At 60.6% G+C, this 25275-nt stretch carries 25 protein-coding genes and 1 tRNA gene; 9 read left to right on the top strand and 17 right to left on the bottom strand.

Annotated features, from left to right (window positions below; translation table 11 throughout):
• Positions 1 to 38: 38 nt before the first annotated feature.
• Positions 39 to 383, top strand: a complete 345-nt coding sequence (locus V6617_RS17395; protein WP_338608178.1) for a YciI family protein — start codon at positions 39 to 41, stop codon at positions 381 to 383.
• Positions 384 to 421: 38 nt separating this feature from the next.
• Here V6617_RS17395 and V6617_RS17390 read toward each other — a convergent pair whose 3' ends face one another.
• The 3 genes from V6617_RS17390 to V6617_RS17380 form a co-directional block, all read right to left on the bottom strand.
• Entirely contained in the window at positions 422 to 1039 is a 618-nt protein-coding gene (locus V6617_RS17390) for a dihydrofolate reductase family protein (RefSeq protein WP_338608177.1), read from the bottom strand.
• A gap of 99 nt (positions 1040 to 1138) precedes the next feature.
• A complete protein-coding gene (locus V6617_RS17385) occupies positions 1139 to 2728 on the bottom strand; it encodes a CRTAC1 family protein (RefSeq protein ID WP_338608176.1) in 1590 nt (529 codons plus the stop codon).
• Positions 2725 to 4038, bottom strand: a complete 1314-nt coding sequence (locus tag V6617_RS17380) for a vanadium-dependent haloperoxidase (RefSeq protein ID WP_338608175.1) — start codon at positions 4036 to 4038, stop codon at positions 2725 to 2727. The genes V6617_RS17385 and V6617_RS17380 overlap by 4 nt, the downstream gene beginning before the upstream one ends.
• Positions 4039 to 4250: 212 nt before the next feature.
• Here V6617_RS17380 and V6617_RS17375 point away from each other — a divergent pair.
• Positions 4251 to 4327, top strand: a tRNA-Arg gene (locus V6617_RS17375).
• A 378-nt stretch (positions 4328 to 4705) separates the two neighbouring features.
• Complete coding sequence (locus V6617_RS17370) at positions 4706 to 5521, top strand: FadR/GntR family transcriptional regulator (protein WP_338610760.1); 816 nt, start codon at positions 4706 to 4708, stop codon at positions 5519 to 5521.
• A 110-nt stretch (positions 5522 to 5631) separates the two neighbouring features.
• Here the strand turns inward: V6617_RS17370 and V6617_RS17365 are convergent, their stop codons facing one another.
• From V6617_RS17365 to V6617_RS17355, 3 genes are all read right to left on the bottom strand, one after another.
• On the bottom strand, positions 5632 to 6909 hold the full coding sequence (locus V6617_RS17365) for a TRAP transporter large permease (RefSeq protein WP_338608174.1): 1278 nt from the start codon (positions 6907 to 6909) through the stop codon (positions 5632 to 5634).
• A gap of 11 nt (positions 6910 to 6920) precedes the next feature.
• Positions 6921 to 7439 carry a TRAP transporter small permease gene (locus V6617_RS17360; RefSeq protein WP_338608173.1) on the bottom strand — a complete coding sequence of 173 codons (519 nt, stop codon included), beginning with the start codon at positions 7437 to 7439 and terminating at the stop codon, positions 6921 to 6923.
• A 74-nt stretch (positions 7440 to 7513) separates the two neighbouring features.
• Complete coding sequence (locus tag V6617_RS17355; RefSeq protein ID WP_338608172.1) at positions 7514 to 8506, bottom strand: TRAP transporter substrate-binding protein; 993 nt, start codon at positions 8504 to 8506, stop codon at positions 7514 to 7516.
• Positions 8507 to 8713: 207 nt separating this feature from the next.
• Here V6617_RS17355 and V6617_RS17350 point away from each other — a divergent pair, with 207 nt between their 5' ends.
• From V6617_RS17350 to V6617_RS17330, 5 genes are all read left to right on the top strand, one after another.
• On the top strand, positions 8714 to 9007 hold the full coding sequence (locus tag V6617_RS17350) for a putative quinol monooxygenase (protein WP_338608171.1): 294 nt from the start codon (positions 8714 to 8716) through the stop codon (positions 9005 to 9007).
• Between the two features lie 144 nt (positions 9008 to 9151).
• Positions 9152 to 10027: an HpcH/HpaI aldolase family protein gene (locus tag V6617_RS17345; protein ID WP_338608170.1), complete on the top strand. Its 876-nt coding sequence runs from the start codon at positions 9152 to 9154 to the stop codon at positions 10025 to 10027.
• Between the two features lie 131 nt (positions 10028 to 10158).
• Positions 10159 to 11040, top strand: a complete 882-nt coding sequence (locus tag V6617_RS17340; protein WP_338610759.1) for a 2-hydroxy-3-oxopropionate reductase — start codon at positions 10159 to 10161, stop codon at positions 11038 to 11040.
• 83 nt (positions 11041 to 11123) lie between these two features.
• Complete coding sequence (locus tag V6617_RS17335; protein WP_338608169.1) at positions 11124 to 12389, top strand: glycerate kinase; 1266 nt, start codon at positions 11124 to 11126, stop codon at positions 12387 to 12389.
• A gap of 95 nt (positions 12390 to 12484) precedes the next feature.
• A complete protein-coding gene (locus tag V6617_RS17330) occupies positions 12485 to 12991 on the top strand; it encodes a GAF domain-containing protein (RefSeq protein WP_338608168.1) in 507 nt (168 codons plus the stop codon).
• Here V6617_RS17330 and V6617_RS17325 read toward each other — a convergent pair.
• From V6617_RS17325 to V6617_RS17275, 11 genes are all read right to left on the bottom strand, one after another.
• Positions 12988 to 13689 carry an LrgB family protein gene (locus V6617_RS17325; protein ID WP_338608167.1) on the bottom strand — a complete coding sequence of 234 codons (702 nt, stop codon included), beginning with the start codon at positions 13687 to 13689 and terminating at the stop codon, positions 12988 to 12990. The two genes, V6617_RS17330 and V6617_RS17325, sit on opposite strands and share 4 nt — an antisense overlap.
• Positions 13682 to 14059 carry a CidA/LrgA family protein gene (locus V6617_RS17320; RefSeq protein WP_338608166.1) on the bottom strand — a complete coding sequence of 126 codons (378 nt, stop codon included), beginning with the start codon at positions 14057 to 14059 and terminating at the stop codon, positions 13682 to 13684. The genes V6617_RS17325 and V6617_RS17320 overlap by 8 nt, the downstream gene beginning before the upstream one ends.
• A gap of 6 nt (positions 14060 to 14065) precedes the next feature.
• Positions 14066 to 15301, bottom strand: coding sequence for a metal-dependent hydrolase family protein (locus V6617_RS17315; RefSeq protein ID WP_338608165.1), 1236 nt, complete (start codon positions 15299 to 15301; stop codon positions 14066 to 14068).
• A gap of 9 nt (positions 15302 to 15310) precedes the next feature.
• A complete protein-coding gene (locus V6617_RS17310) occupies positions 15311 to 16285 on the bottom strand; it encodes a dipeptide ABC transporter ATP-binding protein (protein ID WP_338608164.1) in 975 nt (324 codons plus the stop codon).
• Positions 16275 to 17276: an ABC transporter ATP-binding protein gene (locus tag V6617_RS17305; protein WP_338608163.1), complete on the bottom strand. Its 1002-nt coding sequence runs from the start codon at positions 17274 to 17276 to the stop codon at positions 16275 to 16277. The genes V6617_RS17310 and V6617_RS17305 overlap by 11 nt, the downstream gene beginning before the upstream one ends.
• A gap of 76 nt (positions 17277 to 17352) precedes the next feature.
• Positions 17353 to 18297 carry a succinylglutamate desuccinylase/aspartoacylase family protein gene (locus V6617_RS17300; RefSeq protein WP_338608162.1) on the bottom strand — a complete coding sequence of 315 codons (945 nt, stop codon included), beginning with the start codon at positions 18295 to 18297 and terminating at the stop codon, positions 17353 to 17355.
• Positions 18298 to 18321: 24 nt separating this feature from the next.
• A complete protein-coding gene (locus V6617_RS17295; RefSeq protein ID WP_338608161.1) occupies positions 18322 to 19167 on the bottom strand; it encodes an ABC transporter permease in 846 nt (281 codons plus the stop codon).
• A 5-nt stretch (positions 19168 to 19172) separates the two neighbouring features.
• Positions 19173 to 20153 carry an ABC transporter permease gene (locus V6617_RS17290; protein ID WP_338608160.1) on the bottom strand — a complete coding sequence of 327 codons (981 nt, stop codon included), beginning with the start codon at positions 20151 to 20153 and terminating at the stop codon, positions 19173 to 19175.
• Between the two features lie 51 nt (positions 20154 to 20204).
• The gene (locus V6617_RS17285; protein ID WP_338608159.1) at positions 20205 to 21380 is read right to left on the bottom strand and encodes a Xaa-Pro peptidase family protein; all 1176 of its coding nucleotides are present in this window, start codon (positions 21378 to 21380) and stop codon (positions 20205 to 20207) included.
• Between the two features lie 59 nt (positions 21381 to 21439).
• A complete protein-coding gene (locus V6617_RS17280; protein ID WP_338608158.1) occupies positions 21440 to 22978 on the bottom strand; it encodes an ABC transporter substrate-binding protein in 1539 nt (512 codons plus the stop codon).
• Positions 22979 to 23017: 39 nt separating this feature from the next.
• Complete coding sequence (locus V6617_RS17275; RefSeq protein WP_338608157.1) at positions 23018 to 24052, bottom strand: winged helix-turn-helix domain-containing protein; 1035 nt, start codon at positions 24050 to 24052, stop codon at positions 23018 to 23020.
• Between the two features lie 223 nt (positions 24053 to 24275).
• Here V6617_RS17275 and V6617_RS17270 point away from each other — a divergent pair, with 223 nt between their 5' ends.
• Positions 24276 to 25247 (top strand): aldo/keto reductase, encoded by a 972-nt coding sequence (locus tag V6617_RS17270; RefSeq protein WP_338608156.1) that lies wholly within the window; start codon positions 24276 to 24278, stop codon positions 25245 to 25247.
• The last annotated feature ends 28 nt before the right edge of the window (positions 25248 to 25275 follow it).

Below are 25275 nucleotides of genomic sequence, written 5' to 3'. Positions count from 1 at the left end.
CCCGCATGGCGGGTCGGCTCAATATGGAGAACGGACAGATGAAATATCTCACCATGGTGACCACCACCAACGCGGCCGAAATCGGCCAGCCGCCCGCCGAACTGATGATGGCGATCGGGGGTTTGGCCCAGGAGGCCGGGCCCAAGCTCATCGACAATGGCGGCATGGCCAGAATGGGGTTGGGCGCGATCAAAAAGGGCAAGCTCAAGGTGGACGGCCCCTTCACCGAGACCAAGGAAGTGGTCGCCGGCTTTGCCATCTACGAGCTCGACAGCGAGGCTGAGGCCGTCGCCTGGGTTCGTAAATTTCTCGAACTGCACGAGACCCACTGGCCGCAGTGGGAGGGCGAAGTGGAACTGCTCGAGATCATGTCGATGGGCTGACAGCATGGGGGCGCCGAAACGATCGGCGCCCTTGATGCCTATTCCAGCGCGAAGCTTCCCGTCTGGACCGCGCCGGCAACTCCGTAGCGGTTGATGGTAACCCCGCTCGGTGAGGTGACCGAACCGATCAGCCTCAGCGCACTGGGCGCCTCGCCGCCACCGAACAGCCGCTTGCCCTTTCCCAGCAGCACCGGGAAGGTGAGGGTGTGAATTTCATCGACCACGTCTGAGGCGAATAGCGCTTGGATCAATTGCGCCGAACCTTGCGTGAGAAGGTTTCGCCCCTCTTCGGTTTTGAGCTGGCGCACCGCCGCAACGGCATCGCCCTTGAGAACATGGCTGTTTTGCCAGTCCGTTGCATAGCCGGGGTTGCGGGTGGCGACATATTTGTTGATGGCGCCGAACTGGTCGGCCAATTCGTCTTGCCCCTCGAGCTTTGGCCAGTGATTGGCAAAGATCTCGTAGGTCCGGCGACCCAGCAACAGATCGTACGGATCGGAAAGAATGGCCTCCATGGCCTTGCCGACGGCTGCGTCGAAATAGGGCACCGTCCATCCGCCGAGCGTAAAGCCGTTATCGGTATCTTCCTGCGGGCCGCCAGGGCCCTGCACAACCCCGTCAAGGCTGACAAAGGCAGCAACACTGAGCTTTCTCATTTCATCTCTCCTTTGAGCGCGCCGCGCGGGATCATGTCCCGCGTCCTGCCCCAAGGACGAGCTATCTCTAGGTCAGCTGACATTTTGGCTTATGGTTTTTCAGTTCGCGTCCGGATGCCGGCGCGCCAATGGCGCATCGCGTTCGAGACTGTAAAAGACTCCCGCTTGTACGGCCTGCCATTCACCTTCGGTGCCGTCAGGCCAGAGCATACGGATGTCCGCCCTTTGCGCATCGCCCAGCCCGAAATGAGCAAATCCCGCGACCCCGCTCACATGCCCGCCGCCCGATGTGATCTCGCGGCGCTGAACACCATCGCCCGTCCGCACCTCGATCCAACCGCCGATGGCATCGCGATTGGCGCCAGACTGGTGGGGGGCTATTGCCAGCCAGTTGCCCAAATTGTCGCTGACATTTTGCCAAAGCTGGGCGTTGGCGTGCCGATTGACGACGACGAGATCGAGCCGACCGTCGAGATTGAAATCGGCCAGTGCTGCGCCGCGCGCGGTCAAAAGACTGGCAACCCCCGCCTCTTCTCCCGCTTCGAAGAACGTGCCGTCCGGCTGCTGGAGCAGTAGATTATTGGGATCGAGCAGCGCGAAATCGGGCATCTCCCACACATTGCCCTTGGCGACGAACAGATCGGTCAGCCCGTCATTGTTGATGTCCTCGAATTGGGCATGCCATGCCGTCGAGGGCTTGATCTCTCCGCCAGTATAGGGGCGGTGCGCGGTGACGCCGCGCGCATAGGCAAGGTCGGAATAGACCGGAAGCGGGGCGCCCGCGTCAGGAATTTCGGACAGCACCTGAAGCTTGTTGTCGGCCATCGAGGTGAGGAAATATTCTGGATAGCCATCTGAATTGAGATCGTGGCCGGCAATGCCCATGCCCCAGATGCGCAACCGCTGCCAGCCGTCGTCGGGGCCGTAAAGTTCAGGCGCCAAGCCGGCATGGATGCGCCAGAGCTGTTCCTGCCCGCCCTTGTAATACTCCCTGTCATTGGAAACGCGCAGCGATGGCGTGCCCGACCGGTTCCAGTCGGTAAACAGCATCGAAAGCGCGCAATAGCTCGGTGTCAGCGGGATCGGCCCGCCGAAACGATCGTCAGTGATGTCCGGACGGTGCAGCCAGTTGTCGGTGCACGATCCCCAGGGCATCATCGTTTCATATCGATCGACATAATTGCCGATGGCGATTGTCGGCCAGCTTTGCCCGGCCTCCCAGGTGGCGGCAAAGGCCGTGGACCAGCCGTCCCCACCATCAAACCCCCAATCGGTGTTGGCGCTTTCGAACCGGCAATCGCCCAGCCCGCGCATGAGCTGGTTTTCACCCACCCTCAGCAGTACCACATCCATAATGCCGTCGCTGTTGATATCGAGGGGATAGGCGCCGGTTACGGCGTCCATCTCCAACCCGCTTGCCGCTTCTGCAAAGCTGAGCGCGCCGCCAACTTCGCCGGTGTTGCGGTATAATTTTGCCATAGCGGAGCCACCGGCCAACACCATATCGGGCAAGCTGTTGGCGTCGCAATCAAAGACGGCTACACCCCCGCCCACCATATACTCCCACTCGCCCGAAAAGACGCTGTCGATCCCGGCGCTGTCGGTGACCTCGACAAAGCGTGGAATGGTTGACTCCTGACCCAACGCGGGTGCCGCAAGAAGGATCAACCCGATTGCAAATCGCATCATGATGAGCTCCGCGTTACCAGCGCGTTGGTGAATCCGGCGATGCACAAGCCCTGTTCGAGCCCCTGTTCTATGGCTGAGCGGAAGTGAATACCGCCATAGAGCCGCGAGATCGCCGCTTCTTCGGCTGCCTCCCAGAAACTTAAATAGTGCCGGACAGCCAGCCCGTCATCTTCATGGGTCCGGTCGGAAAAAGCGAACTTTTCGCCGAAATGAGCTTGCAGCATGCCCGCGGCAGCGCCCGATTGGGTGGAATGACCCGAAGGATATTCGGGAAAGGGTGGGGTGATCAGGATGGGCTGCCAATTCGGATCGACCAGTCGGTTGAGATAGGTCACCGGGCGCACGAGGTTGTACTGATATTTTGCGTCCCAACACCCGATAAATGAATCAGCCAGCACGATACCGAGTCGGGCCAGAACATCGACGGTTTCGGCGAGATCGGCATCCTTGCCTTCGAGCGCATCGAGCGTGAGGAAGATCCAATGGCCCGGCGGCGTAGGCGACAGCATCGGATCGTCCGACCAGAACCGGGCGATGGCCTCCTGCTCGTCAGTCAGGTTGACCACCGCGTCGTGGACCTCCATGGCCTCCTCGTAAAACGCCGAGCCCGGCTCTTGGCTGAAGGCGGGTGGTGGCGGCAGAGCACAACTGTTGCCTGCAGGCATGGCAAAGGGGCGGTTGTGTCCCCAGCCGGGCAACAGCGGCGCCTGCTGCACCGCTACCCGATTGGTGGGGACCCAGAGAGCGGGGTCTTCCACGGTCTCGAAATCATAGGGAAAACCCAGATTTTCAACGACCGCCCCGCCATCATCGAGTGACCAATCCAGGATATGCTGTCCGATTGCGGTGCCCAGCGTCGTGCTGCGGGCAACGATTTCCTGATCGATCCCCTCGGCCAGCATCGCTGCCGTGCGGGTGTCCATGGTATTCATGGCGCGCTGGCCAGTGGGACCGGTATTGCCGAAAAACGCATTGGCGCCAAAGCTCATCGCCGCATGCAGCAGGATCGCTTCATCGTAGGCGGCGTCGGGTTCCCGTGTGGGCAGGGGCTCAAGCGCATTGAGCTGGCCGGCGAGCGTTAGGAACCGGTCGTCCCCGCTTGCCACCGTCTCATAAGCGGTAACCCCCAGATAGGCAAATGCGCGGCTGGCCACGGGCGGAGAATAAGTGGGCGTGTGCCGAACAAGTTCAAGAATCAGCCGATTCCAGCCCACCAGCATATCCTGCGCATCGGGCCGCTGGGCCTGTGCCGGGTGAGCTGCGCCAATGGCAACAGTGAGGGTCACCGCCAGAAGCCGCAGCCACGCCAAGCCATTTATATCCCGATTTCCCCCCAAGGCGAGCCTCCCAACTCGATAGACTTTAGTCGCATCTATGCACGGTGTTTGCCACCCCGCAAGGTCCGCTGCAGGCCATGGGCCCCGAGAACCATTCCCTGGTCGCACCGGGTCAAATCCCTGTTGCACCCCGCTCGCGCTTACAGTAGGTTCCCGCCGAACCGTTTGGGCGCCCAGCGCCCCGGGCACCCGTAGCTCAGCTGGATAGAGCGCTGCCCTCCGAAGGCAGAGGTCACACGTTCGAATCGTGTCGGGTGCGCCAAATTTCCTTCTAGTGAAAAGTTGATCGGCCGCCGGTTCGAGCACGCCGTGCGGCGGGTATCGGCCATTGTATTCGATAAGCCTTTGCCACCCACCATCCAATAATATGATTATTCTACAGCGAGTTGACCTGCTGCCTATTCGGTGGGCAAAGTAATCGTCCGGCGACTACGATGCAAAGGTTTGCCACTCCCTTGGCAAGCAGCGAAGTCATTTGGCTTCGAGTTGGCAATGGACCAGATTTGCACCATACCACTTCAAAACGAGAGGAGGCCGGAGCAAGCGGTGGGCCGGAGAGGGCCCGACCGCATGACGTGCCGTGAGCAGGGAAGCACGCCGTCGAAAACCGCATCATGATTGGAGGAGAATGATGGTGGTGATGCACAACGATATCTATGCCGACAATAACGCGGTGCTGCCGCGGCTGCTGACCGGTCCCATCAAATCCGCGCACGCGCTCATCACGCGCGACATCGCAATGCGGATTCTGCGCGGCGAGTATCCGCCCGGCTCCCTTTTGCCCCCCGAGAGCGATCTGATCGATCAATACACGGTGTCGCGAACCGCCTTGCGCGAGGCAATCAAGACTCTGTCGGCCAAGGGCCTGCTGGTCTCAAAGACCAAGATCGGCACGCGGGTGCTCAATGAAAGCTATTGGAATCTCTACGATCCCCAGGTCCTGAGCTGGCGCATAGAGCTTGGCGTCGACAACGGCTTCCTGCGCAAGATCTTCGAGGTGCGTCAGGCACTTGAGCCCGCCGCTGCCGCTCAGGCCGCGTTGCGGCGCACCCCGCTCAATATCGAGCGCATGCAATACGCGCTCAATCTGATGGACAAGCCCCATCATACCCGAAAGACCTATGCCGAGCCTGACCTGGTCTTTCATCAGGAGGTGCTGATCGCCTCGGGCAATCCATTCATGCAGACCTTTTCCTCGATCATCGAGGCTTGTATCCTCAATGCTTTCGCCATCAGCGCGCCCATCGATACCGACGAGCGTTTCAAGCGCTCGATCAACCGCCATGCGCTGGTGCTGGCTGAAATACGTGACGGCAATCCCGGCGGCGCCGGTCTTGCTATGTCCGAAGTCATTCGCGAGAGCATTGAAAACGCCCGCTTCGGGCTGGCGGAAGAGCCGGTGGTCATTTCGCTTCCACTGGATCTGCACGGCAACACCCAGCCACTCGATCACTGAATATCGTTGTGCTCTGACAATACAAAGAAAGGCGGTCGCTAGGGCCGCCTTTTTCTTGCGTTGATAAAAAAAAGGGGCCCCCGGCGGGGGCCCCAACCGCGCTCCTGTTCTTACCGGCTGTAGAACAGGTCGCGCAGTGTCAGAGTTATTTGCGGGACATAGGTGATCACCATCAGGCAGGCAAACATCAGGCCCAGAAGGGGAAGAAGACGGGGCACGACCTTTTCGAACGCGACATTCCCAACCGTACAGGCGGCATAGACGTTGACCCCCAGGGGCGGCGTCACCATCCCCATGGCAAGGTTCACTACCATGATCAGTCCGAAATGGACCGGATCGATGCCCATCGAGATAGCCACCGGCACCAGAATGGGCGAGAGCACCAGGATGGATGAATTGGTCTCAACGAACATGCCGATGAACAGCAAAACCACATTGACCGCCAGCAGAAACAGGATGGGGTCGCTCAAGGTGTCGCGCAGATAGACACCGATAGCGTTGGGAACGCCGGCCCGGGTGATGAGATAGGAAAACAGCCCGGCAGCAGAAATGATGATCATGATCATTACGGTCGACATCACTGCCTTGTGAAAGATCGGGAAAAGATCGGGCAGGCTGATTTCCCGATAGATAAACATTCCGATCAAAAGCGCCGCGAACACCGCAACGATCGAGGCCTCGGTCGGTGTCGTTATGCCTGAATAAATCCCACCGAGAATGACCACGGGCAGGCACAGCGCCGGAAGTGCGCGCCAGCCCGCGGCAGTGACCGACAGCCGGTCTTCCTTGGCGACTTTGCCGAACCCTTTCAAGCGGGCATAGATCAGAACGCCAATGGTCATCACCGTGCCCACGAAAATGCCTGGACCTATGCCGCCTATAAACAGCTCGCCGATCGAGACTTCCGTTGAAACCCCATAAAGGATCAACGGAATGGAAGGCGGGATGATGATGCCCAACTCGGCCGAACTAGCCTGCAGTGCAGCCGCATAGGGACGGGGGTAGCCGTCACGGACGAGAGCGGGAATGAGAATGGCACCGATCGCGAACGTCGTGGCGATCGACGAACCCGAAACCGCAGCAAACATCATGCAGGTCAGAACGCAGGTGGCCGCGAGCCCCCCTTGCAGTCCGCCGATGATTGACTTGGCGAAATTGACAAGCCGCAGGGAAATGCCGCCCCGTTCCATGATCGTGCCCGCAAGAATGAAGAAGGGGATAGCGGCCAGGGGAAATTTGTCGATCGCCGTATACATTTCCTTGGGCAGGATGAGCAGGCTGGTGTTGGCGGTCATCAGGCCGATCGCGCCGGCCAGGCCGATCGACACGGCGATGGGGATCGACAGGACAAAGCCCAGGAGCATGACTCCGAGCATGAGGATAGCCATGAGCAATTACCTTAATGGACGAGTGTGAGTTCCTGGTCATCATCGGTGACCGGGTCGTGCTCGATAAATCTGGCGATGACAGCGACGGCCGAACAGAAACAGCCGATGGGAATGGCGATATAGGCCCAATAGACCGAGATGAAATCCAGTCCCAGAAGCGTCTGGCTGGCGCTGCGGTTGGCGTAGTCAAAGCCCCAATAGCCCAACAATGCCAGAAAGATCAGTACGACCAGGGTGACAAAGCCGTCATGGAGACGCCGGAACCGGGTGGGCAGAAGATGACGCATCATGTCTACCGCGATCATGGCGCCGGCCCTGAACACCAGCGCCGCACCTACAAACACCATCCATGCCAAGGCGATTCGGATGGTCACTTCGGTCCATTCGAGCGGAATCTTAAGGGCAAAGCGCGAGAGCACCTGCAAAAAGCCAAGACACGCCGCCACGGCCAGGGCCAGGACCGCGACAACCGAGATCACCGCGTTGAGCGCTTTGTCGAAGATGAAGAAATATCGTAAGGCCGCCTGCATCTGCGTCGTCCTTGAATGAAATTGCCGGTATGCGGGCGCCGGATGGGCGCCCGCAGGAAAGCGGAAAGCAGAACTTATTCAGGCTGCCAGTCGCGGATCGCCTGGACTTCTTCGGCCCCGAACTCTTCCGCGAACTGCGCATTGACCTCCGAGAGGGCTGCAACGAAGGCATCACGATCAATGTCTTCGAGGATTTCCATTCCATCGGCGCGCATAGTTTCAATGGCGGTTGCTTCATCCTCGTCGACGCGAGCCCGATTTGCGGCTGTACCAGCCTGGGCAGCCTCGACGAAATGGGCCTGATCTTCGTCCGAAAGCCCATTCCACAGGTCAAGATTCATCAAGAACACGCAGGGCGAAAAAACATGTCCTGTCATCGAAAGGTACTGCTGAACCTCGTCGAAATTGTTCGATTCAATCACCGAAAGGGGATTTTCCTGACCGTCAACGACACCTTGCTGAAGGGCAGCGAAAACTTCGGGGAAAGCCATAGGCGTGGGCAGGATGCCGAACTCGCGATACGCGGCAATGTGGACCGGGCTCTCCATGGTGCGCAGCTTGAGACCGTCAAGGTCTTCAGGGCTTTCGATCGGGCGAATGTCGTTGGTCATATGCCGGAAGCCATTGTCGGCCCAGGCAAGCCCCTTGATGCCGTGCGATTCGAAACGGCCGAGCAACTCGTCGCCGATCTCGCTGTCGAGAACTCCACGGGCGTGTTCATAGTCGCGGAACAGGAATGGGATGTCCAGGATCGAAAGTTCGGGCACGAAATTGGGCACTGGGCCCGTCGAGGTGAAGGTCAATTCAAGCGTACCCAGTTGAACGCCCTCGATGGATTCGCGCTCCCCGCCCAGCGACCCGGCATAGAAGGTCTCGATCACATAGCGCCCTTCTGTGAGGCGCTCGACTTCCTCGGCGAACGTATCGATGGCGATGCCATGGTGACCGTCCTGGGGCATGGAAACGTTGATCCGCCAGACGGTCTGAGCCTGCGCTGAGCCGGCGGTCAATGCTATCGTTGCGACACCGGCCAGGGCAGCGCCCTTGATCCAACCTAAGTAATTCATGTCTTTCACTCCTCCAGATTAATGCTGCCCCGTGGCCATGCCGCTCCGGGCTGGCGGTCGGGTTGGAAGTAAGTCTTGAAGAAATAAAAGTAAACGTCAACAAAAAATCAATTAGTATTATGATACCACGATAGTATTAAACAAATATACTTTGACAATTACTCCGTGCGATGGCAATCGAAAAATCACCGAGCAGGAGTATGCGACATGATTTTGATGACCGCCCGCTATTTCATCAAGGACGGCGCCCGTGATCAGGTGTTGGCCGATCTCATAGAGATGAAACAGGAGATGATCCGTTCCGAACCGGGTTGCGTCAGCTACCAGGTCTGGGAGTCTCAGGAGCATCCCAATCAATTTCTGCTCTGCGAAGTCTATATCGACGAACCGGCGGCCGACGCCCACCGGCGCACCCCCCACTTCGAGCGCATCATCGCCGGACGCGTGGTCCCCCAGCTTGAAAAGCGCGAGCGTGAATTCTTCAACTTGCTGGTCGAATAAAACGGACCTGGTCAACTATAATAGTATGATATAAAAGTGTAATTTATAATATAAATAAACAACAATACTGTTTGACTCATTCGATAACAACATAAATGCTCGAGATGTTATTACGGTTCCTTTAGAGGAAAATGGGAGAGAGAAATGTACACTGCAACCAAAACCGGATTGGCCATGCTGATGGCCTGCGCCATGGCCGGCGGTGCGCTGGCTCAGGAAGAGTTCATCGCATCGGAATGGGAATATGGCCCCGCCTATGAGGCGGAAGGGGAAGTTGAGATCTGGAACAGTGCCAAGCAAAAGATTATGAATGGCGAAGATCTTGTCGGCGGCACGATCAACGAGCAGGATCCCCAGATCTACTGTGCGATGGCCAATGCGGGATACGACTTCACCTGGGTCGAAATGCAGCATTCCCAGACCAGCTGGGAATCGGTGGCCAATATGTATGCGGCCTGTCCGGACGCTCAGGCTGCCCATGGCGTCCGTCTCGCCTATACTGACGAGCGCGAAGCCCAGCATGCCCTTGATGCTGGCGCCATGGTGATTGTCTATCCAACGATCGACTCGGTCGAAGAGGCCGAGGAAGCGGTTTCCTGGGTCAAGTTTCCGCCCGACGGACGCCACAGCCGTGGCGGCGGCCAGCGCTGGAGCTTCTACAGCGACGTTCCTGGCGGTTATCGTGAAACGTTCAACGACAATATCGTGGTCATCCTGATGATCGAAACGATGGATGGCGTCGAAGACGTGTACGAAATCGCTGAAGTCGAAGGTGTCGACGGGATCATGATCGCCAGTTCCGATCTCGGAAACTTCTCGGGCTACGCCCAGGGTGATGAGCAGTACGAGATGATCGTTGATCGCGTTCTCGATGCCGCACAATCGGCCGGCATTCAGGCCTGCGGCCCGCTGGGATGGCGCGCCGAGCGCGAGGGCTTCTCGTGCTTCCAGGCCGGAAGTGAAGGCTCGCTGATCCGCCGTGGCTATGAGGCGGAAATGGAAGCCACAGCGCGTCCCTGAACACTTGTGCAAACCGGACGTCGCGCAGTGTTGCGGCGTCCCTGTCACGTTGCGGGCCGGCCACGCTCAGAGAGCCGGCCCCTCTTTACCACAATTTCATGTTGCGCCCCATCGGGGACCACAAGGAGTGAATCATGAACATCGGATTCATTGGAACGGGTATCATGGGTGCGCCCATGGCGGGCCATCTGCTCGATGCCGGACACAGCGTGCTGGTCTATGACCGCTCGGACACTCCGAAAATGCTGACCGAGAAGGGTGCAGTGCGCGCCCAATCCTCCCGCGCCGTGGCCGAACGGTCCGATGTGATCATCATCATGGTGCCCGACACCCCGCACGTACAGGCCGTTCTGTTCGACGAAGCCGGCGTCTTTGAGGGATTGTCGGCAGGCAAGATCGTCGTCGACATGAGCTCGATTTCGCCCATCGCGACCAAAGAGTTTGCCGCCCGCGTCGCCGAAAAGGGATGCGGTTATCTCGATGCGCCGGTTTCTGGCGGCGAGGTCGGCGCCCAGCAGGCGACGCTCTCGATCATGGTTGGTGGTAACCCTTCCGATTTCGACGTCGTCAAGCCGCTGTTTGAAACCATGGGTAAAAACATTACGCTGGTGGGAAGCGTCGGTGACGGTCAGACCGCAAAGGTCGCCAACCAGATCGTTGTGGGGCTGACCATCGAAGCGGTCGCCGAGGCCCTGCTTTTTGCCTCCAGGGCCGGAGCCGATCCCGCACGGGTGCGCGAAGCATTGATGGGCGGATTTGCTTCCTCGCGTATTCTCGAATTGCACGGCGATCGGATGGTCAAGCGCACCTTCGATCCCGGCTTCCGGATTGAACTGCACCAGAAAGATCTCAACAACGCCCTGGATTCCGCTCGTAAACTCGACATGGCATTGCCTGCAACGGCACTGTGCCAGCAACTGTTCAGTATGTGCGCCGCACATGGCGGCAAGGCCTGGGACCACTCGGCCCTGATCCGGGCGCTGGAAATCCAGGCTGATCATCAGATCGGTTGAGCGTTGAGTTGGCGGGCGCCCGGCCATATACAGACGGCGAAGACCGTGTGGTGGGCGCATCGCAAGGGAGGGGAGGTCCGGCGATGCTTGCTGAAAACAAAATCGGCGATTTGAACGCCGAAGCCGTGTTGCGGCGTCTCTTCGACGCCGCCCTTCAAGCGGCGCTGCCGGACGGTAAGTTCCAAGACATTCTGCCCGAACGGCCCAAGGGGCGGACCATCGTTCTTGGCGCTGGCAAGGCTTCGGCCCGCATGGCCCGCGCTTTCGAAGAGGCCTGGGATGCGCCTGTCGAGGGACTGGTCATCACGCGCTATGGCCATTCGGTCCCCACGCGCCACGTCACCATCGTCGAGGCCGCTCATCCGGTGCCCGACGAGGCAGGGCTCAAGGCGACCCGCGATATCGTGGAACTGGCCAACTCGGCAGGGCCTGACGATCTCGTCGTGGTTCTGATATCGGGCGGCGCCTCCTCGCTGCTGACCATGCCCGCGCATGGCATTTCCCTTGCCGACAAGCAGGATATAACGCGCCAGCTTTTGCGCTCGGGTGCCCCGATCGGTGCGATGAACGCGGTCCGCAAGGCCCTTTCGGCGGTAAAGGGCGGCAAGCTGGCGCTGGCCGCTGCGCCCGCCCGGTTGGTCACCTACGTCATTTCCGATGTCCCAGGTGACGATCCGGCGACGGTGGGATCTGGCCCTTCGATTGTAGCGCCCAATGACATCGAGGAGGTGCGCTCTATCTTGCGGCGGTTCCGGATTGATATTCCAGACCATGCCGAAAGGGCGCTGTTCGCCAACGGATTGACCGATGACAAATCAACCCCCTCGCCCGTCCATATGATCGCGACGCCGCGCGCCTCGCTTGAAGCGGCGAACCGGGAGGCAGAGGCCATGGGGATAGCGCCCGTCATCCTGGGAGATGCCATCGAAGGCGAGGCCCGGGAAGTGGCAACGGCCATGGCGGGTATCGTGCGTTCGGTGGTGCAGTACAACACACCATTCGCCCCCCCTTGCGTCCTGCTCAGCGGCGGCGAGACGACGGTGACCCTGCGCCCTGAGGCTGCAGGGCGTGGTGGGCGCAATTCGGAATTCCTCCTGGCGCTCTATCTGGCGCTCAAATCCTACGGTCGGGTCGCCGCCATTTCGTGCGATACCGACGGCATTGACGGCACTGAAGACAATGCCGGAGCCTGGTTCGATTTTGCCGCCGACCAGGTCAATGCCCACGACCCTGCCGGCCATCTCGATCGAAATGATGCCTATTCATTCTTCCGCAAGGCGGGACGCCTGGTGATCACCGGCCCCACTTACACCAACGTCAATGATTTTCGCGCCATCCTCATCAGATGATCCTGAGCGCCGGGTGCGGGACACAAAGTCACGCTTGATCTTGCACATCCGGGCTGGCAAGCCTGAGCGAACCGATCCGCCTCAGGAAACCACCTATGTCACCCTCCGCACAGACCCAGCTCGATGTCCTTGATCGCCTTGCCGAAATCCTGGCCAACGGGGACCGTCCGGCCCTCTATGGCGCCGTTGATGCGGCGCTCAATGCCCTGGTCGGGCATAAATTGTTCACGCTCCTTCTGGTATTGCCGGGCGGCAAGGAAGTGCAGCGGTTCTGGAGCACGAACGCGGCGGCCTATCCGCTCTCGGGACGGAAGCCCATGGGCGATACGCCCTGGGGCGATCTGGTCATCAGGCGGCATCAGCCCTTTCTCGGCCGGGACATGGACGCGATCCGTTGGGCTTTCTTCGATCATGAATTGATCGCTTCGCTCGGATTGGGTTCGGCCATCAACGTGCCGATCATCGGCCAGAAAACCCTGCTCGGCACCATCGCCATTCTCGATGCAGAACATCATTATGATGCGGAAAAACTCGCCATCGCCATGCGGATCGCGCCCTATCTCGTCGATGCCTTTCGGAGCGAGATTGCCCAGTTGGGCTAGGAAAACAGCCAGCCGGCGAGGATGGCGGTCGCTATGCCGTTGAGGGCCATGGCAAGCCCGGAAAACGCGCCCGCCAGCGGGTCGACCTGAAAGGCGCGGGCGGTGCCGATGCCGTGTGCGCTCAGCCCTGCAGCAAACCCGCGCGCTGCATAGTCCCTGATCCCCATGGCATTCATCAACGGAGTGACGATGACAGCGCCGATGATTCCGGTCACGATCACAAAGACCGCAACGAGCGAACCATTGACGCCGATCTGTTCGGCCACGCCCACTGCAATGCCGGCAGTGGCCGATTTGGGGACCAGCGCCATCTGCAGCGTTTCGGGGAGGCCGAGCGCTTTGGCGATCAGTACGGCGGAAAACATTGCAAACGGTGCTCCCACGAAAAGCGCCGCAAGGATGGGCACCGCCAGCTCGCGCACCCTTGCCCGGTGCCGCCACAGCGGAATGGCCAACGCCACCGTGGCAGGTCCCAAAATGAAATGGATGAACTGGGCACCGTCGAAATACTCGAGATAATCCGTCCCCGTCAGACGCAGGATCGCAACGAGGACGCCAACCGAGATCAGCACTGGATTGACGAGGGGGTGATTGCCGCTGGCTTTGGCCAGCCGGCTGGCGAGCAAAAAGACCCCGATGGTCAGCGTGAGCCAGAACAGCGGACTGGCCGCCAAAAACACCCAGAGCCCGTCACCCATTGCCGCGCGCTCCAAAAAGCCGCCGGGCAAGGATGAACACCCATACGGTGACGGCCAACGTCAAAACGCTCGATACGACCAGCACGAGTGTCAGCGCCAACCCGTTGGCAGCCACAAGATCGAAATGCTGGGAAATTCCCACTCCGGCCGGCACGAAAAACAGTCCCAGCCAGCCGAGCAGACTGTCGGCCGCGGTCTCGATCTGCGCGCCCACACTGCGGTCGCGTTTTGGAAGGTAGCGGGCGACAACCATTACCCCCAGCAGCAGCAAAATGCCGATCACTGGCCCGGGAACCGGTAACGAAAGGGCCCGCGTGATAATGTCGCCGCCCAGTTGGCAGGCCAGGAGGACGAACAGCCCCAAAAGCATCAATGACTAGACCAGGTTTGATTTGTGCAGGCGGCCACGGGCCATGATCAAAGCCATATGCGCGCCATCGTCTCCGAGCAAGGAGATATCGGAAAGCGGGTCGCCATCGACAACGATCATATCGGCGGATGCTCCTTTTGAGATCTCGCCTGCCTCGCCTTCAAGCCGGCACAGTTTTGCACCGATCGTTGTCGCCGAGCGGATGATCTCTGCGGGCGAGAGCACCTTGGCAAGAAGCTCGAACTCCATGCAGTGATATTTGCGCAATTGCCCGAGAAGGTCCGAGCCGAATGCCATGGGCAGGCCGGCCTCTGCCATGATTTCGAGCGAGCGCAGCCCGCCATTGCGTACGATGTCGATTTTCTCGAATTCGGCGGCGCCGAGCCCCAATTGCTTGCCTTCGATAGCCAGCGCCTCATAGGCCACAAGGGTCGGTACCGCGATACAGCCCGCCTCTGCCGCCATTTGGGCGGTTTCCGCTTCGATCAGATTACAGTGTTCGAGCGAGTGGACACCCAGTTCCACGCAGCGCCGGATCGCCTTGTCGGTATAAAGATGGGCCGAAACGTAAAGCCCGGCGTTTTCGGCCTCCTCGACCATCGCGGCGATCTCGTCGCGCGAATACTGGATCGAATGGATGGGGTCGTTAGGCGAGGACACCCCGCCATTGGCCATCACCTTGATAAAATTTGCACCCTCCTTGATGAGCGTCCGGCAGGCGGCGCGGACATTGTCGACGCCGTCGGCGATCAGCCCCATGGAGCCGACCCGGTCGGAAAACAGGCCCGGCCGATCGTCGGTGCGCTGGCGCAAGTCGGCGTGCCCGCCGGTGGTGGTCAGGCCCTTGCCGCAGATGACGAGGCGTGGCCCGTCGATCAGCCCGTCCTCCACCCCGCGCACCAGCCCGATATCGGCACCGCCAAGATCGCGCAGCGTGGTAAAGCCCCGCGAAAGCGCCTCGTTCATCACCCGTGCGCCGCGCAGCGCGCCCAATGAGGCGGGCGCAATCATATTGCCCCAAAGATCGAGCGTTTCAGCCACCACATGCACGTGGCAATCGATAAGGCCGGGCATGAGCGTACGGCCATCAAGGGCGATGGTCTGTGTGCCCTCGGGCGGGACAATGCCAGGGCCGATTTCGGCGATGCGATCGCCGGTAACGAGCACGTCCAGCCCGTCTTTCAGAATACCCTCGTGGGGATCGAGAAGTTTGCCGCCGGTAAACAGATAGCTGGTGGTCATGGGCGGTCCTTATCGGTGGTGACAGGCCACGAGCTGCCCGTCATCGCGTGTGGTCAACTCGGGCTCGTGCTTACGGCAGACTTCGCTGGCCAAGGGACAGCGGGTGTGGAATGCGCACCCCGACGGCTTGTTGGTGGCGCTGGGAATGTCGTCATTGGAGGCTGAAAACGTGTGCCTGGCTCGCGGATCGAGCGAGGGCGCCGAACCCATCAGCAATTCGGTATAGGGATGTCGGGGCACCGAGAAGATGGTCTTTTTGTCGGCGATCTCGACAATCTTGCCCAGATACATCACCGCGACGCGGTCCGAAATGTGTTCGACGACGCCCAGATCGTGTGAAACCGAGAGGTAGGAGACGCCAAGGTCGCGCTGCAAATCGGCCAGCAGGTTCAAAATCTGCGCCTGTACCGAAACGTCGAGCGCCGAAACCGGTTCGTCGCACACGATGATATCGGGCTTTAGTGCAAGGGCCCGCGCGATGCCGATGCGCTGGCGCTGGCCACCGGAAAACTGGTGCGGATAATTGTCCGCCTGATCGGGGCGCAACCCCACTCGCTTCATCAGGCTCGCCACTTCCGCCTCGCGCTCCATGCTTGTTCCGACATTGTGGATGTCGAGCGGTGCACCGATGATGTCTTTGACCTTCTGACGCGGGTTGAGCGAGGAGAACGGGTCTTGAAAGACGATCTGCATGCGCCGGCGGTAGTCCTTGAGCGCACTCGCGTTAAAACTGGTGATCTCCCGATCGTCGAACCGCACCCGGCCGCCCGTCGGCCTGACCAGCCCCATAAGCGCCAGCCCGGTCGTTGATTTCCCGCACCCGCTCTCACCGACAAGCGAGAGGGTCTCACCGCGCCCGAGCGTAAAGCTGACCCCATCAACAGCTTTGACGGCGCCGACCTGACGCTTGAAGATGCCGGCCCGGATCGGGAAATGGACTTCGAGATTATCGACGGCCAGAAGAGGCGTTGTTTCAGGCTGCATCGTCATGCTCCCAGCAGGCGGCCATATGGCCGGGGGATTTTTCGACAAGGGGTGGGCGCTCTTCAAGGCATCGTTTGGAGGCACCCGGACAGCGCGGCGCAAAGGCGCAGCCCTTGGGCAAATCCCAGAGCGGGGGCACGGTACCGGGAATATCGGTCAGTCGACCGCCTTCGGCCATGCCAGAGCGCGGCACCGCGCCCATCAGCCCCTTGGTATAGGGATGGATCGGGTTGTCGAAAAGGTCATAGACGCTGGCCTCTTCCACCCGGCGCCCCGCATACATCACGATCACCCGGTCGGCCACTTCGGCGACGACACCGAGATCGTGGGTAATCAGGATCTGCGCGGTGCCCAGCCGGTGCTGCAGCTCGGAAATCAGCCCAAGGATCTGGGCCTGAATGGTGACGTCGAGCGCTGTGGTCGGCTCGTCAGCGATGATGATTTTCGGCTCGCACGCCAGCGCCAGGGCAATCATGGCGCGTTGCCGCATGCCGCCGGACAGCTCGTGGGGGTATTGCCGCGCCCGGCGTTCGGGATCGGGCATCTGGACGGTCTGGAGCGCCTCGACAGCCCGTTTGAACGCCTGGCGATGGGAAACCTTGCGATGCTGGCGCACGGATTCGGCGATCTGCTCGCCCACGGTCAGCACGGGATTGAGCGCCGTCAGCGGCTCCTGAAAGATCATCGCGATTTCTTCACCGCGGAAATCCTCGACCTTGTGCTGGTCGAACGCAAGAAAATCCTCGCCCGCAATCTCGATCGATCCGCCTGCAACGCGCGCCGCTTCGGGCAGAAGGCGCATCAGCGCCAGCGCGGTCATCGATTTCCCGCACCCGCTTTCACCAACGATGCACAGCGTTTCCCCCGGCGCAACCGAAAGGCTCATGTCCTGAACGACCGGAAACGATCCGTGATCGCTGCGGATTTCGATATCGAGATCACGGACCGCGATGGCAGGCGTCTGATCGGTGTTATCGGCGAGTGCGCTCATCGCAATCATCCTCTTTTCAATAATGCCGCCCGGCCTCAGCTTGGCAACCGGCCGGGCGGGCTTTTGCGCAACCGGGTTAGTCGGTCGCGCCGTCCAGATTGCCCACGATGAACCCGTAATCGCCGCTTTCGACGACATTGCGGGTCCGGTGCTGCATGATCATGATGCCGTTTTCGAACGGCGTCTGAATGTCTTCGAGCGTTTCGAACGTATAAGGGCTCACAACCCGCCCCAGCAGCTGTCCACCCTTGATGACCTCGCCATTGGCAGGGCACAGCGGTTCGAGGAACCCGCCCTGGGTCGGCCGGACACCGGCCAGCTCGTTGCAGACGACCTGCTTTGGATTGGGCGCCACATCGCCCGGGATCATGCCGCGCAGCCGCAACATGTTGAGCATGCCATTGACCGTGCGCTCGATATAGGGGGTCTGGTCGACGATGCCGCCACCCAGCTCCACAACGACGCTTGGAATGCCGCGCTCCTCGATCGTGACGGCCTTGGACGTGCCGGCGAACACGGTCCCCTGTTTGTCGGGAACCGGGCGGTAAAGGACGGTCGAGCCGAAGGCGCGCGAGAGCTCCTCGTCGTTCCAGATATAGACGTAATCGACGGTCGGGCGGTCGGTGCCCGAATGCAGATCGATATGAATGTCGATTTTGCGCAGGAATTGGTCCGAGAGCGCCAACGCGAGCTGCTGGCTGTAAGTGCCTTTGGCCGAGCCGGGGAATTGGCGGTTGAGATCGACCTTGTCATGGGTCGCAAAGCGCTGGTTGACCGCAAACGCTGAAGGGTTTGCCACCGGCAGCAACACGATCCGGCCCGACAGGGGGGTGTCTTTGAGGATGCGGAACAATTCGAGGATGGCCTGGGTGCCGGTGTTCTCATTGCCGTGAATCGAGGCGGAAATACCCACCGTCGGTCCGTCCGTTTCGCCCACCAGTTCATGCATCAGCAACACGGCATCCGAGCCGTCGGCGAGCGTTGTGAACTTGTGGCGAATGGGGTTGATGGATTTGACCATTCTTGTGGTGTCCTTTGATCGCGTCTATTTGGACTTGCCGCCGCTGCGCGAAAGCTGACGGGGGTCGAGGATGTCCCTGAGGCCATCGCCCAGGAGATTGAAGCCGAGCACGGTGATCATGATCGTCGCGCCCGAAATGATGGAAAGCCAGGGCTCGTCGCGGATGAACCGCGTGCCATAGGCCAGCGTCCAGCCCCAGGTCGGGGTGGGGGGCGGCATGCCGAAGCCCAGAAAGCTCAGTGCCGATTCCGAAATGATCGCAGTGCCCAGTCCAAGCGAAGCCAGAACGATGATCGGACCGAAGGCATTGGGCAGAACTTCGCGGAACAGGATGCGGACCGGATTTGCCCCAAGCGCCCGCGCCGCCTGCACGTAATTCTGCTCGCGGAGCACCAGCGTTGTGGCGCGCACCACGCGGGCATATTCGGTCCAGGTGACGATGATGATGGCAAACGAGATATTGGTGATGCCCGGTCCCATGACCGCAACGATGGCCAGCGCCAGAACCAGCGGTGGGAAGCCCAGGAAGATATCGGTGATCCGCATCAGGAGCTGATCGACCCAGCCCCCGAAATAGCCCGACACCAGCCCCACAACGGTGCCAACCACGGCGGCGCAGGTCACCGAGATGATGGCAATCGAGAGCGAGACCCGAGCGCCATAGACCAGACGCGACCAAAGATCGCGCCCGAAATTGTCGGTGCCCAGAATATGGCTCGGTGTCGGCCAGGCAAAGCGGTTGATCATGTCCATCTGTTCCACCCCGTGCGTTGCAACGAACGGCGCAAAGACGGCGCAGAAGATGATGGCGAGCGAAATCAGCGCGCCGACGACAAGAGAGGTGTTTTTCAAAGCCTTTGGGATGCGCATGGGTCCTATCCGAGCCTGATGCGCGGATCGACCGCGGCGTAGAGGAGATCGACGATGAGATTGACCAGCGCGAAAATGATCGCGAAGGTCAGAACGATGCCCTGGATCAGCGGCAGGTCGCGCTGGGAGATCGCCGAGATGGTGAGTTGCCCAAGGCCGGGCCAGGCAAAGATGGATTCAGTCAGCACCGCACCGCCCAAAAGGGCGCCAAAGCGCAACCCGATGATCGAAAGCACCGGCAAGAGCGCATTGCGCAATGCATGCCGGATGACGACGCGCGGGCGGCGCAGGCCCTTGGCATAGGCGGTGCGCACGAAATCCTCACGCAGCACTTCTAGCATTGCCGCACGCACCAGACGCGAGATGACCGCCGCCGAATTGGCCGCCAAAGCGATGGCGGGCAGGGCAAGATGGGATAGAGAATCCCATATGGGTCCGAAATTGCCGGTAAACATCGCGGCCATAGCCTCGGGCAGCGGCACGCCGCGTCCGACCGCCGGCAGCCAGCCGAGTATGACCGCAAAGGCCAGCATCAGCAGCAGCCCCAGCCAATAGACCGGCATGGACACGCCGAGCTGGGCAAAAAGCATGGTGGCCGTATCGACCCAAGAGCCCTGCCGGATCGCCGCGATGACCCCGAGCGTCAGCCCGATCGCCGTGGCAAGGACCAGCGAAACGATAGCCAGTTCGAGCGTCGCGCCCAACCGGGTTGCAATGATCGAGGCAACGGGCCGGTTCTGGAAGATCGAGGTGCCCATATCGCCCTGCAACAGCCCGGCAAAATAGTCCCAGAGCCTTATGTACCAGGGATCGTTGAGCCCCAGCGTGTTGCGCAGATTCTGGATGGCCTCGGCCGACGCTTCCTGCCCGAGCAGCACAGCGGCGGGATCGCCGGGAATGAGGAGCAGCAGCCCGAAGGTGATGACCACCATGCCAATCGCCATGGGGATCATCAAAAGGAGCCGGCGGGCAACATAGGCTAGCATGGCGTCCACCCGAAATGTGTGTGTGAGGAAAGGATCATTGTCTCAAGCGGCCTAGCCGATCACCACCTGGTCGATGGCGCGGGGATATTTTGTCATGCTGTCGGGGCCGTCGGCAGCGATCAGCACGGTGTCGGCAATACGATACCCGGCAAATCCGGGCACAAAGATCGCCGGCTCGCTCGAGGTCACCATGCCGGGCTCTAGAATGGTCTCGTCGCCGGCTTCCACCCAGGGCGGCTCGTGGAACATCACGCCCATGCCGTGCCCGACCCGGTGCAAAAGATATTCGCTCATGCCGCTGTCGCGGATATAGGCGAGCGCCAGATTGTCGGCCGAGGCGCAGGTGTGCCCCGCAATCAGCGCTGCCGTAGCCATCCGCTGGGCCTCGTACGCCACCGCGTAGTGACCTTCCTGCTCTTTGGTTGGTTCACCGATGAACAGCGTCCGCTCGCTTTCGGCGGCGCGCCCACCGACCCGGCACCCGAGCGAGAGGATAATGCTTTCGCCGCGCTTGACCGGATTGCCCGTGGGCATGCCGTGTGGAAAGGCCGAGCGCGCGCCAGAATAGACAAGCCCGCTGGCCAGCCCCTGCACCAGCATCAGATCGGCATGGTCCGCATGCATGATCTTCATGGCGTGGCGCGAAACAAAAGATTCGATTTCGATCTCGCTCGGCAGCGTATCCCCCGAGGCCATGGCGTCGGCGATGAGATTGACGCCGGCTTTGACCATCTCGTCGGAAATCCGCGCCGCTTCGCGATGCAAGACGATTTCTTCGGGGTATTTGATGAGCCGCATCTGCTGGATCAGACTGGTCGGTTTGCAGGCCCTGGCATTGGGAAACGCCGCCTCGATCTGGCTCACCCGCGCCAGCGAAATGGCGTGGCTGTAGGCCACAGTGCCCTTCATATCGGGAAAGGCGCGGCCCAGGACGTTGAAGGGTTTGTCGATGCCGGGGAATTCGAAATAGACGATCGGTTCGGCCGCGATGTTCTGGTGTGCCGCATGGGCCCGTTCGAGCTCGGGGATCAAAAGCCAGGCGCCGTCCTGGGTGATTGCAAAGACCACCGGGCGCTCGGTCGTATAGTGGGAAAAGCCCGTCGTATAGATGACGTCGTCATTGGAATCGAGCAGCAGCAGATCGATGTCCGCGGCCGCCATCCGCTTGCGGATATCGGCGTGGACCTTGGCGTAAAAATCGGCGCCGAGCACCTGATGGAAAGTCATTTCGGGCTCCGTAGTCGGGAAGGATGACCGGCGCGAATGTCCGCGCCGGTCGTGTGCAATCAGTCGGACAACCCGATCAGGCCGCGCAGCGTGCCGCGCGGGTTGGCTTCGACTTCGACCGGAAGGTCGCTGGCATAGAACAGCTGATAGCCCTGAGCCGAGATGATGTAATAGGGCAGCTCTTCGGCGAGGATTTCAGCGGCAGACTGATAGGCTGCGGCGCGTTCGGCCTGGTCGAGGCTCGAGCGGCCCTCTTCGAGCAGCGCATCGACTTCCGGGTTGGAATAGCCACCCCAGTTGGTCGAGCCGCCCGTTGTGAGCTGGGCGTAGAGCAACCGGTCGGGATCGACAAGGTTCAGCCAGCCGAGCAGGGCGATCTGGTGCTGGCCCTGCTGCACGTAATTGGTCGAGAACGACGGCCAGTCGCTGATCTGGATTTCCGCATCGACGCCGGCGGACTGGAATACCGCCTGCAGATATTCGACCGACTGCACCCGATTGGGATCTTCGCTGTGGGTCGAAAGAACAATCGTGAGCGGCTCACCATCCTTGTCGAGGATGCCGTCGCCATTGGTGTCGGTCCAGCCCAGTTCGGCGAACTTTTCAACCGCTGCGACCGGATCAAAGACCGGCTGAGAGATTGCTTCGTCATAGGCCCACGAAGTCGGCAGCAGCACCGAATGGGCCACTTCGTCCACGCCCTGATAGATCTGGTTCACAATGGTGTCCTGATCGACCAGCATGGCGAAGGCCTGCCGCATTTCCGGGTCCGAGAGCAGCGGATCGGAGACGTTGAAGTTCAGATAGGTGACCCCAAGGCCCGCCATTATGGCGTTGCCGAACCGGTCGTCATTGGCCAGCCGCTCGATGTCCTGCGGCGAAAGCGGGGACTGGACAACGTCGAGATCGCCGGCCTCGAACGCCTGGGCGCGGGCCGAATTGTCACCGATGATCTGGAGCGTGACGTTCTCGATTTCCGGAGCCGTGCCCCAATAGTTCTCGTTGGCTTCGAGCTCGATGTCGCTGCCGCTGTTCCAGGCCGCAAGCTTCATCGGACCGGCACCGATCGGTTCGAGCGCGATGTCGGTCCCTCCTTCGACGGCCGCCTTGGAGACGATGCCCATGTCCAGATAGGAGAGCAGCGGCGCGTAAGGAGCCGAAAGGTTGAACTGCACGGTGCGCTCATCGACCGCCTCGATCGAGTCGATCGGGGTATAGAGCGCCCGCTGAGGCGCGTTGAAGTCGGGGTCGAGGATGGTTTCGTAGGTGAAAACCACATCCTCGGCGGTCAGCGGGCTGCCATCCGAAAAGGTAAGGTCGGGCCGCAGCGTGAAGACGATGGTTTGTGGATCGGGGCTTTCCCATCTCTCGGCAAGCTCGGGCACGGCCTCGAGATTTGGCGCGATTTCCACAAGGCCAGAATAGATCAGGTTTGCCGTGCGCGACGCTGTCGTGTCGCGCGTCAGCCGCGGGTCGAGCGTGCCGGCATCCACATCGGTGCCGATGACGATGGTGTCGGTTTCCTGCGCGAGAAGCGCGGTGGCCGGAGCCAGTGTGACGGCGATAGCCGCTGTGGTGGAAAGAAGAAATGCCTTCATGATTGTTCCCTTTGTTAAATCAGCCGTGATGGATGGAACTCAGTTTCCCATGGGTCTTGCTGCCACCTTCTGGGATGGATGACTTGCGCTTAGTCCTCGCGCCTTCTGCCGTCTTAAGTCGGCGAGATGCGGCGCAAGGACATTCTCGACGGCACCCGGATCTGGCGCGTGCCGGTATTCGAAACAGGGGATGCCATCGGGCACGTGCTCTGCGACGTGATCGGCGCCAGAGGCAAAGATCACGGCGGTGCACTGGGCTAGCGTTTCTTCAAGGTCGGACGCAGAGGACCAGGTCACCTTGATGTCGGAGACATGGGGTGCGAACTCGCGCACGCTTGGGCGCATGATGGCGATGTATTCCTTGAAGTGGGTAATCGCGGCGACCTTGGTGCGCGGGTCGAGCCGCGCCAGGTTCTGCCGCGTCTGCTCGGATGGAATGAACCGCAGCCCCAGGATGTTGTCGCTGTCGACATGGGAGCGCACCTCGGCCTCGCGATTGACGAAGGTCAGCACCAGATCGGCCTTGCGGCACGCTTCGCGCAAGGTGTCAGAGCCCGAAAGACTGTCGAGCGTTATCAGGCGCACCTTGTCTTCGGGGGCAAGGGCGGGGCGGATCTGTTCGACATAATCGCGGCCCGGGCCCTCGAATATGCATACAAAGACGATGCTCAGCCCGTCGCCGCCTCGGGGAAACTGTGATTGCGCGTTGATCATCGAGATCAGCGACAACGTTGAAATGCCCAGATTGTCGGCCTTCTCGATCAGCGCGCCGATATCGGAGCGCAAGGCATCGAGCGGGTTAGAGCCGGACAGCCCTATCTTTGGGTCCTGAATGGCAAAGGCGCCCAGCCCATGGCGCATTTCCACAAGGCCTTCATCGCGGAGCTGCTTGTAAACCTGGGCAACGGTCATCGGCGCGATGCCGATATCGGCAGCGAGCGTGCGCACCGAAGGCAGCTTTGCACCATCGGGAATGTCGCCGAAGCTGAGCATGTAGGCCAGCAGGCCATGCAATTGCGTTCCCACCGGAACGGGGAGCGACTTGTCGATGCTGGACGCGTCTAGCGTGAACATTTAGGTGTGCTATCCATTCAGTACACCCTCAACGGTTGCACGGTAATTTTTTCAGCGCAAGAGGGTGTGAGAAATTTTTGTACACAAATTGCATACGCCATTTATTTGTGCATTTATGCCGGAAGCGCTAGGCAAAGATGGGGCCGATGGTGGTCATCCCACTGACACACAGGGCTCCATGCTGCCGCAGCTTTCTGATTTATCGCGATGAAAGGGTGTACTAGTGGATTATATCAACCTCGGAAAAACCGGCCTGAAAGTGTCGCGCCTCGTTCTGGGCTGCATGACGTTCGGCTCGTCGAACTGGGCGCCCTGGGTGCTCGGCGCCGAGGCCTCGCGCCCCATCATCGACAAGGCTCTCGATCTGGGCATCAATTTCTTCGATCTGGCCGATGTCTATTCGCTGGGCGAGAGCGAGACCGTGGTGGCCGAGGCGCTCAAATCGGTGCCGCGCCACAAATTGGTGCTGGGCACCAAGCTCTATAACGCCATGAGCAATGACCCCAACGACCGCGGCCTGTCGCGCAAGCATGTGTTCGAGGCGGTCGATGCCAGTCTCAAGCGCCTGGGCACCGATTACATCGACCTCTACCAGCTCCATCGCTTCGACTATGATACCCCGCTCGAGGAGACCCTCGATGCACTCAACGACGTCGTGCGCGCCGGCAAGGTGCGCTATCTCGGCGCGTCCTCGATGCATGCCTGGCAGTTCATGAAGGCCATTGGCATCCAGCGCGCCAATGGCTGGGCGCCGTTCGTGTCCATGCAGAACCACTACAATCTGATGTATCGCGAGGAAGAGCGCGAAATGCTGCCGCTTTGCCGCTCCGAAGGGATCGGCGTGATCCCCTGGAGCCCCTTGGCCCGTGGTCGCCTGGCCGGACGCGGCGGGGAGGCAACGACCCGCTCCCAGACCGACAAGACCGCCAACGCGCTCTATGATGCAACGCTCGAACAGGATGAAGCGGTGATTGCCGCGGTGCGCACCGTCGCCGAGCGCCATGGACGTCCGATGGCCCAGATCGCCTATGCCTGGGTCGCCTCGCGTCCCGGCATTACGGCGCCCATCGTGGGCATTTCCAAGCTGCACCAGTTTGACGATGCCCTCGCCGCGCTCGAAGTCCAATTGTCCGACGAGGACGTGGCGCTCATGGAAGCGCCCTATCGGCCCAAGCCTGTGGCCGGCCATATTTAGAGCGCTTTCAGCAAAAGTGAGAACCTGT

It is taken from the genome of Pelagibacterium nitratireducens (assembly GCF_037044555.1).
In the GTDB taxonomy this organism is placed as follows: Bacteria; Pseudomonadota; Alphaproteobacteria; order Rhizobiales; family Devosiaceae; genus Pelagibacterium; species Pelagibacterium nitratireducens.
The sequence above is the reverse complement of the archived record's forward strand: the minus strand, read 5'-3'. Positions and strand labels throughout refer to the sequence as shown.

Bases quoted from the DNA above. Each gene is read 5' to 3' on its own strand.
- V6617_RS17285 (WP_338608159.1), bottom strand. From the start codon at position 21,380: ATGACTTTCCATCAGGTGCTCGGCGCCGATTTTTACGCCAAGGTCCAC.
- V6617_RS17345 (WP_338608170.1), top strand. From the start codon at position 9,152: ATGTACACTGCAACCAAAACCGGATTGGCCATGCTGATGGCCTGCGCC.
- V6617_RS17305 (WP_338608163.1), bottom strand. From the start codon at position 17,276: ATGAGCGCACTCGCCGATAACACCGATCAGACGCCTGCCATCGCGGTC.
- V6617_RS17325 (WP_338608167.1), bottom strand. From the start codon at position 13,689: ATGGGTGACGGGCTCTGGGTGTTTTTGGCGGCCAGTCCGCTGTTCTGG.
- V6617_RS17355 (WP_338608172.1), bottom strand. From the start codon at position 8,506: ATGAATTACTTAGGTTGGATCAAGGGCGCTGCCCTGGCCGGTGTCGCA.
- V6617_RS17295 (WP_338608161.1), bottom strand. From the start codon at position 19,167: ATGCGCATCCCAAAGGCTTTGAAAAACACCTCTCTTGTCGTCGGCGCG.
- V6617_RS17330 (WP_338608168.1), top strand. From the start codon at position 12,485: ATGTCACCCTCCGCACAGACCCAGCTCGATGTCCTTGATCGCCTTGCC.
- V6617_RS17360 (WP_338608173.1), bottom strand. From the start codon at position 7,439: ATGCAGGCGGCCTTACGATATTTCTTCATCTTCGACAAAGCGCTCAAC.
- V6617_RS17370 (WP_338610760.1), top strand. From the start codon at position 4,706: ATGCACAACGATATCTATGCCGACAATAACGCGGTGCTGCCGCGGCTG.
- V6617_RS17290 (WP_338608160.1), bottom strand. From the start codon at position 20,153: ATGCTAGCCTATGTTGCCCGCCGGCTCCTTTTGATGATCCCCATGGCG.
- V6617_RS17365 (WP_338608174.1), bottom strand. From the start codon at position 6,909: ATGGCTATCCTCATGCTCGGAGTCATGCTCCTGGGCTTTGTCCTGTCG.
- V6617_RS17395 (WP_338608178.1), top strand. From the start codon at position 39: ATGAAATATCTCACCATGGTGACCACCACCAACGCGGCCGAAATCGGC.
- V6617_RS17310 (WP_338608164.1), bottom strand. From the start codon at position 16,285: ATGCAGCCTGAAACAACGCCTCTTCTGGCCGTCGATAATCTCGAAGTC.
- V6617_RS17280 (WP_338608158.1), bottom strand. From the start codon at position 22,978: ATGAAGGCATTTCTTCTTTCCACCACAGCGGCTATCGCCGTCACACTG.
- V6617_RS17275 (WP_338608157.1), bottom strand. From the start codon at position 24,052: ATGTTCACGCTAGACGCGTCCAGCATCGACAAGTCGCTCCCCGTTCCG.
- V6617_RS17320 (WP_338608166.1), bottom strand. From the start codon at position 14,059: ATGCTTTTGGGGCTGTTCGTCCTCCTGGCCTGCCAACTGGGCGGCGAC.
- V6617_RS17390 (WP_338608177.1), bottom strand. From the start codon at position 1,039: ATGAGAAAGCTCAGTGTTGCTGCCTTTGTCAGCCTTGACGGGGTTGTG.
- V6617_RS17300 (WP_338608162.1), bottom strand. From the start codon at position 18,297: ATGGTCAAATCCATCAACCCCATTCGCCACAAGTTCACAACGCTCGCC.
- V6617_RS17315 (WP_338608165.1), bottom strand. From the start codon at position 15,301: ATGACCACCAGCTATCTGTTTACCGGCGGCAAACTTCTCGATCCCCAC.
- V6617_RS17385 (WP_338608176.1), bottom strand. From the start codon at position 2,728: ATGATGCGATTTGCAATCGGGTTGATCCTTCTTGCGGCACCCGCGTTG.
- V6617_RS17335 (WP_338608169.1), top strand. From the start codon at position 11,124: ATGCTTGCTGAAAACAAAATCGGCGATTTGAACGCCGAAGCCGTGTTG.
- V6617_RS17350 (WP_338608171.1), top strand. From the start codon at position 8,714: ATGATTTTGATGACCGCCCGCTATTTCATCAAGGACGGCGCCCGTGAT.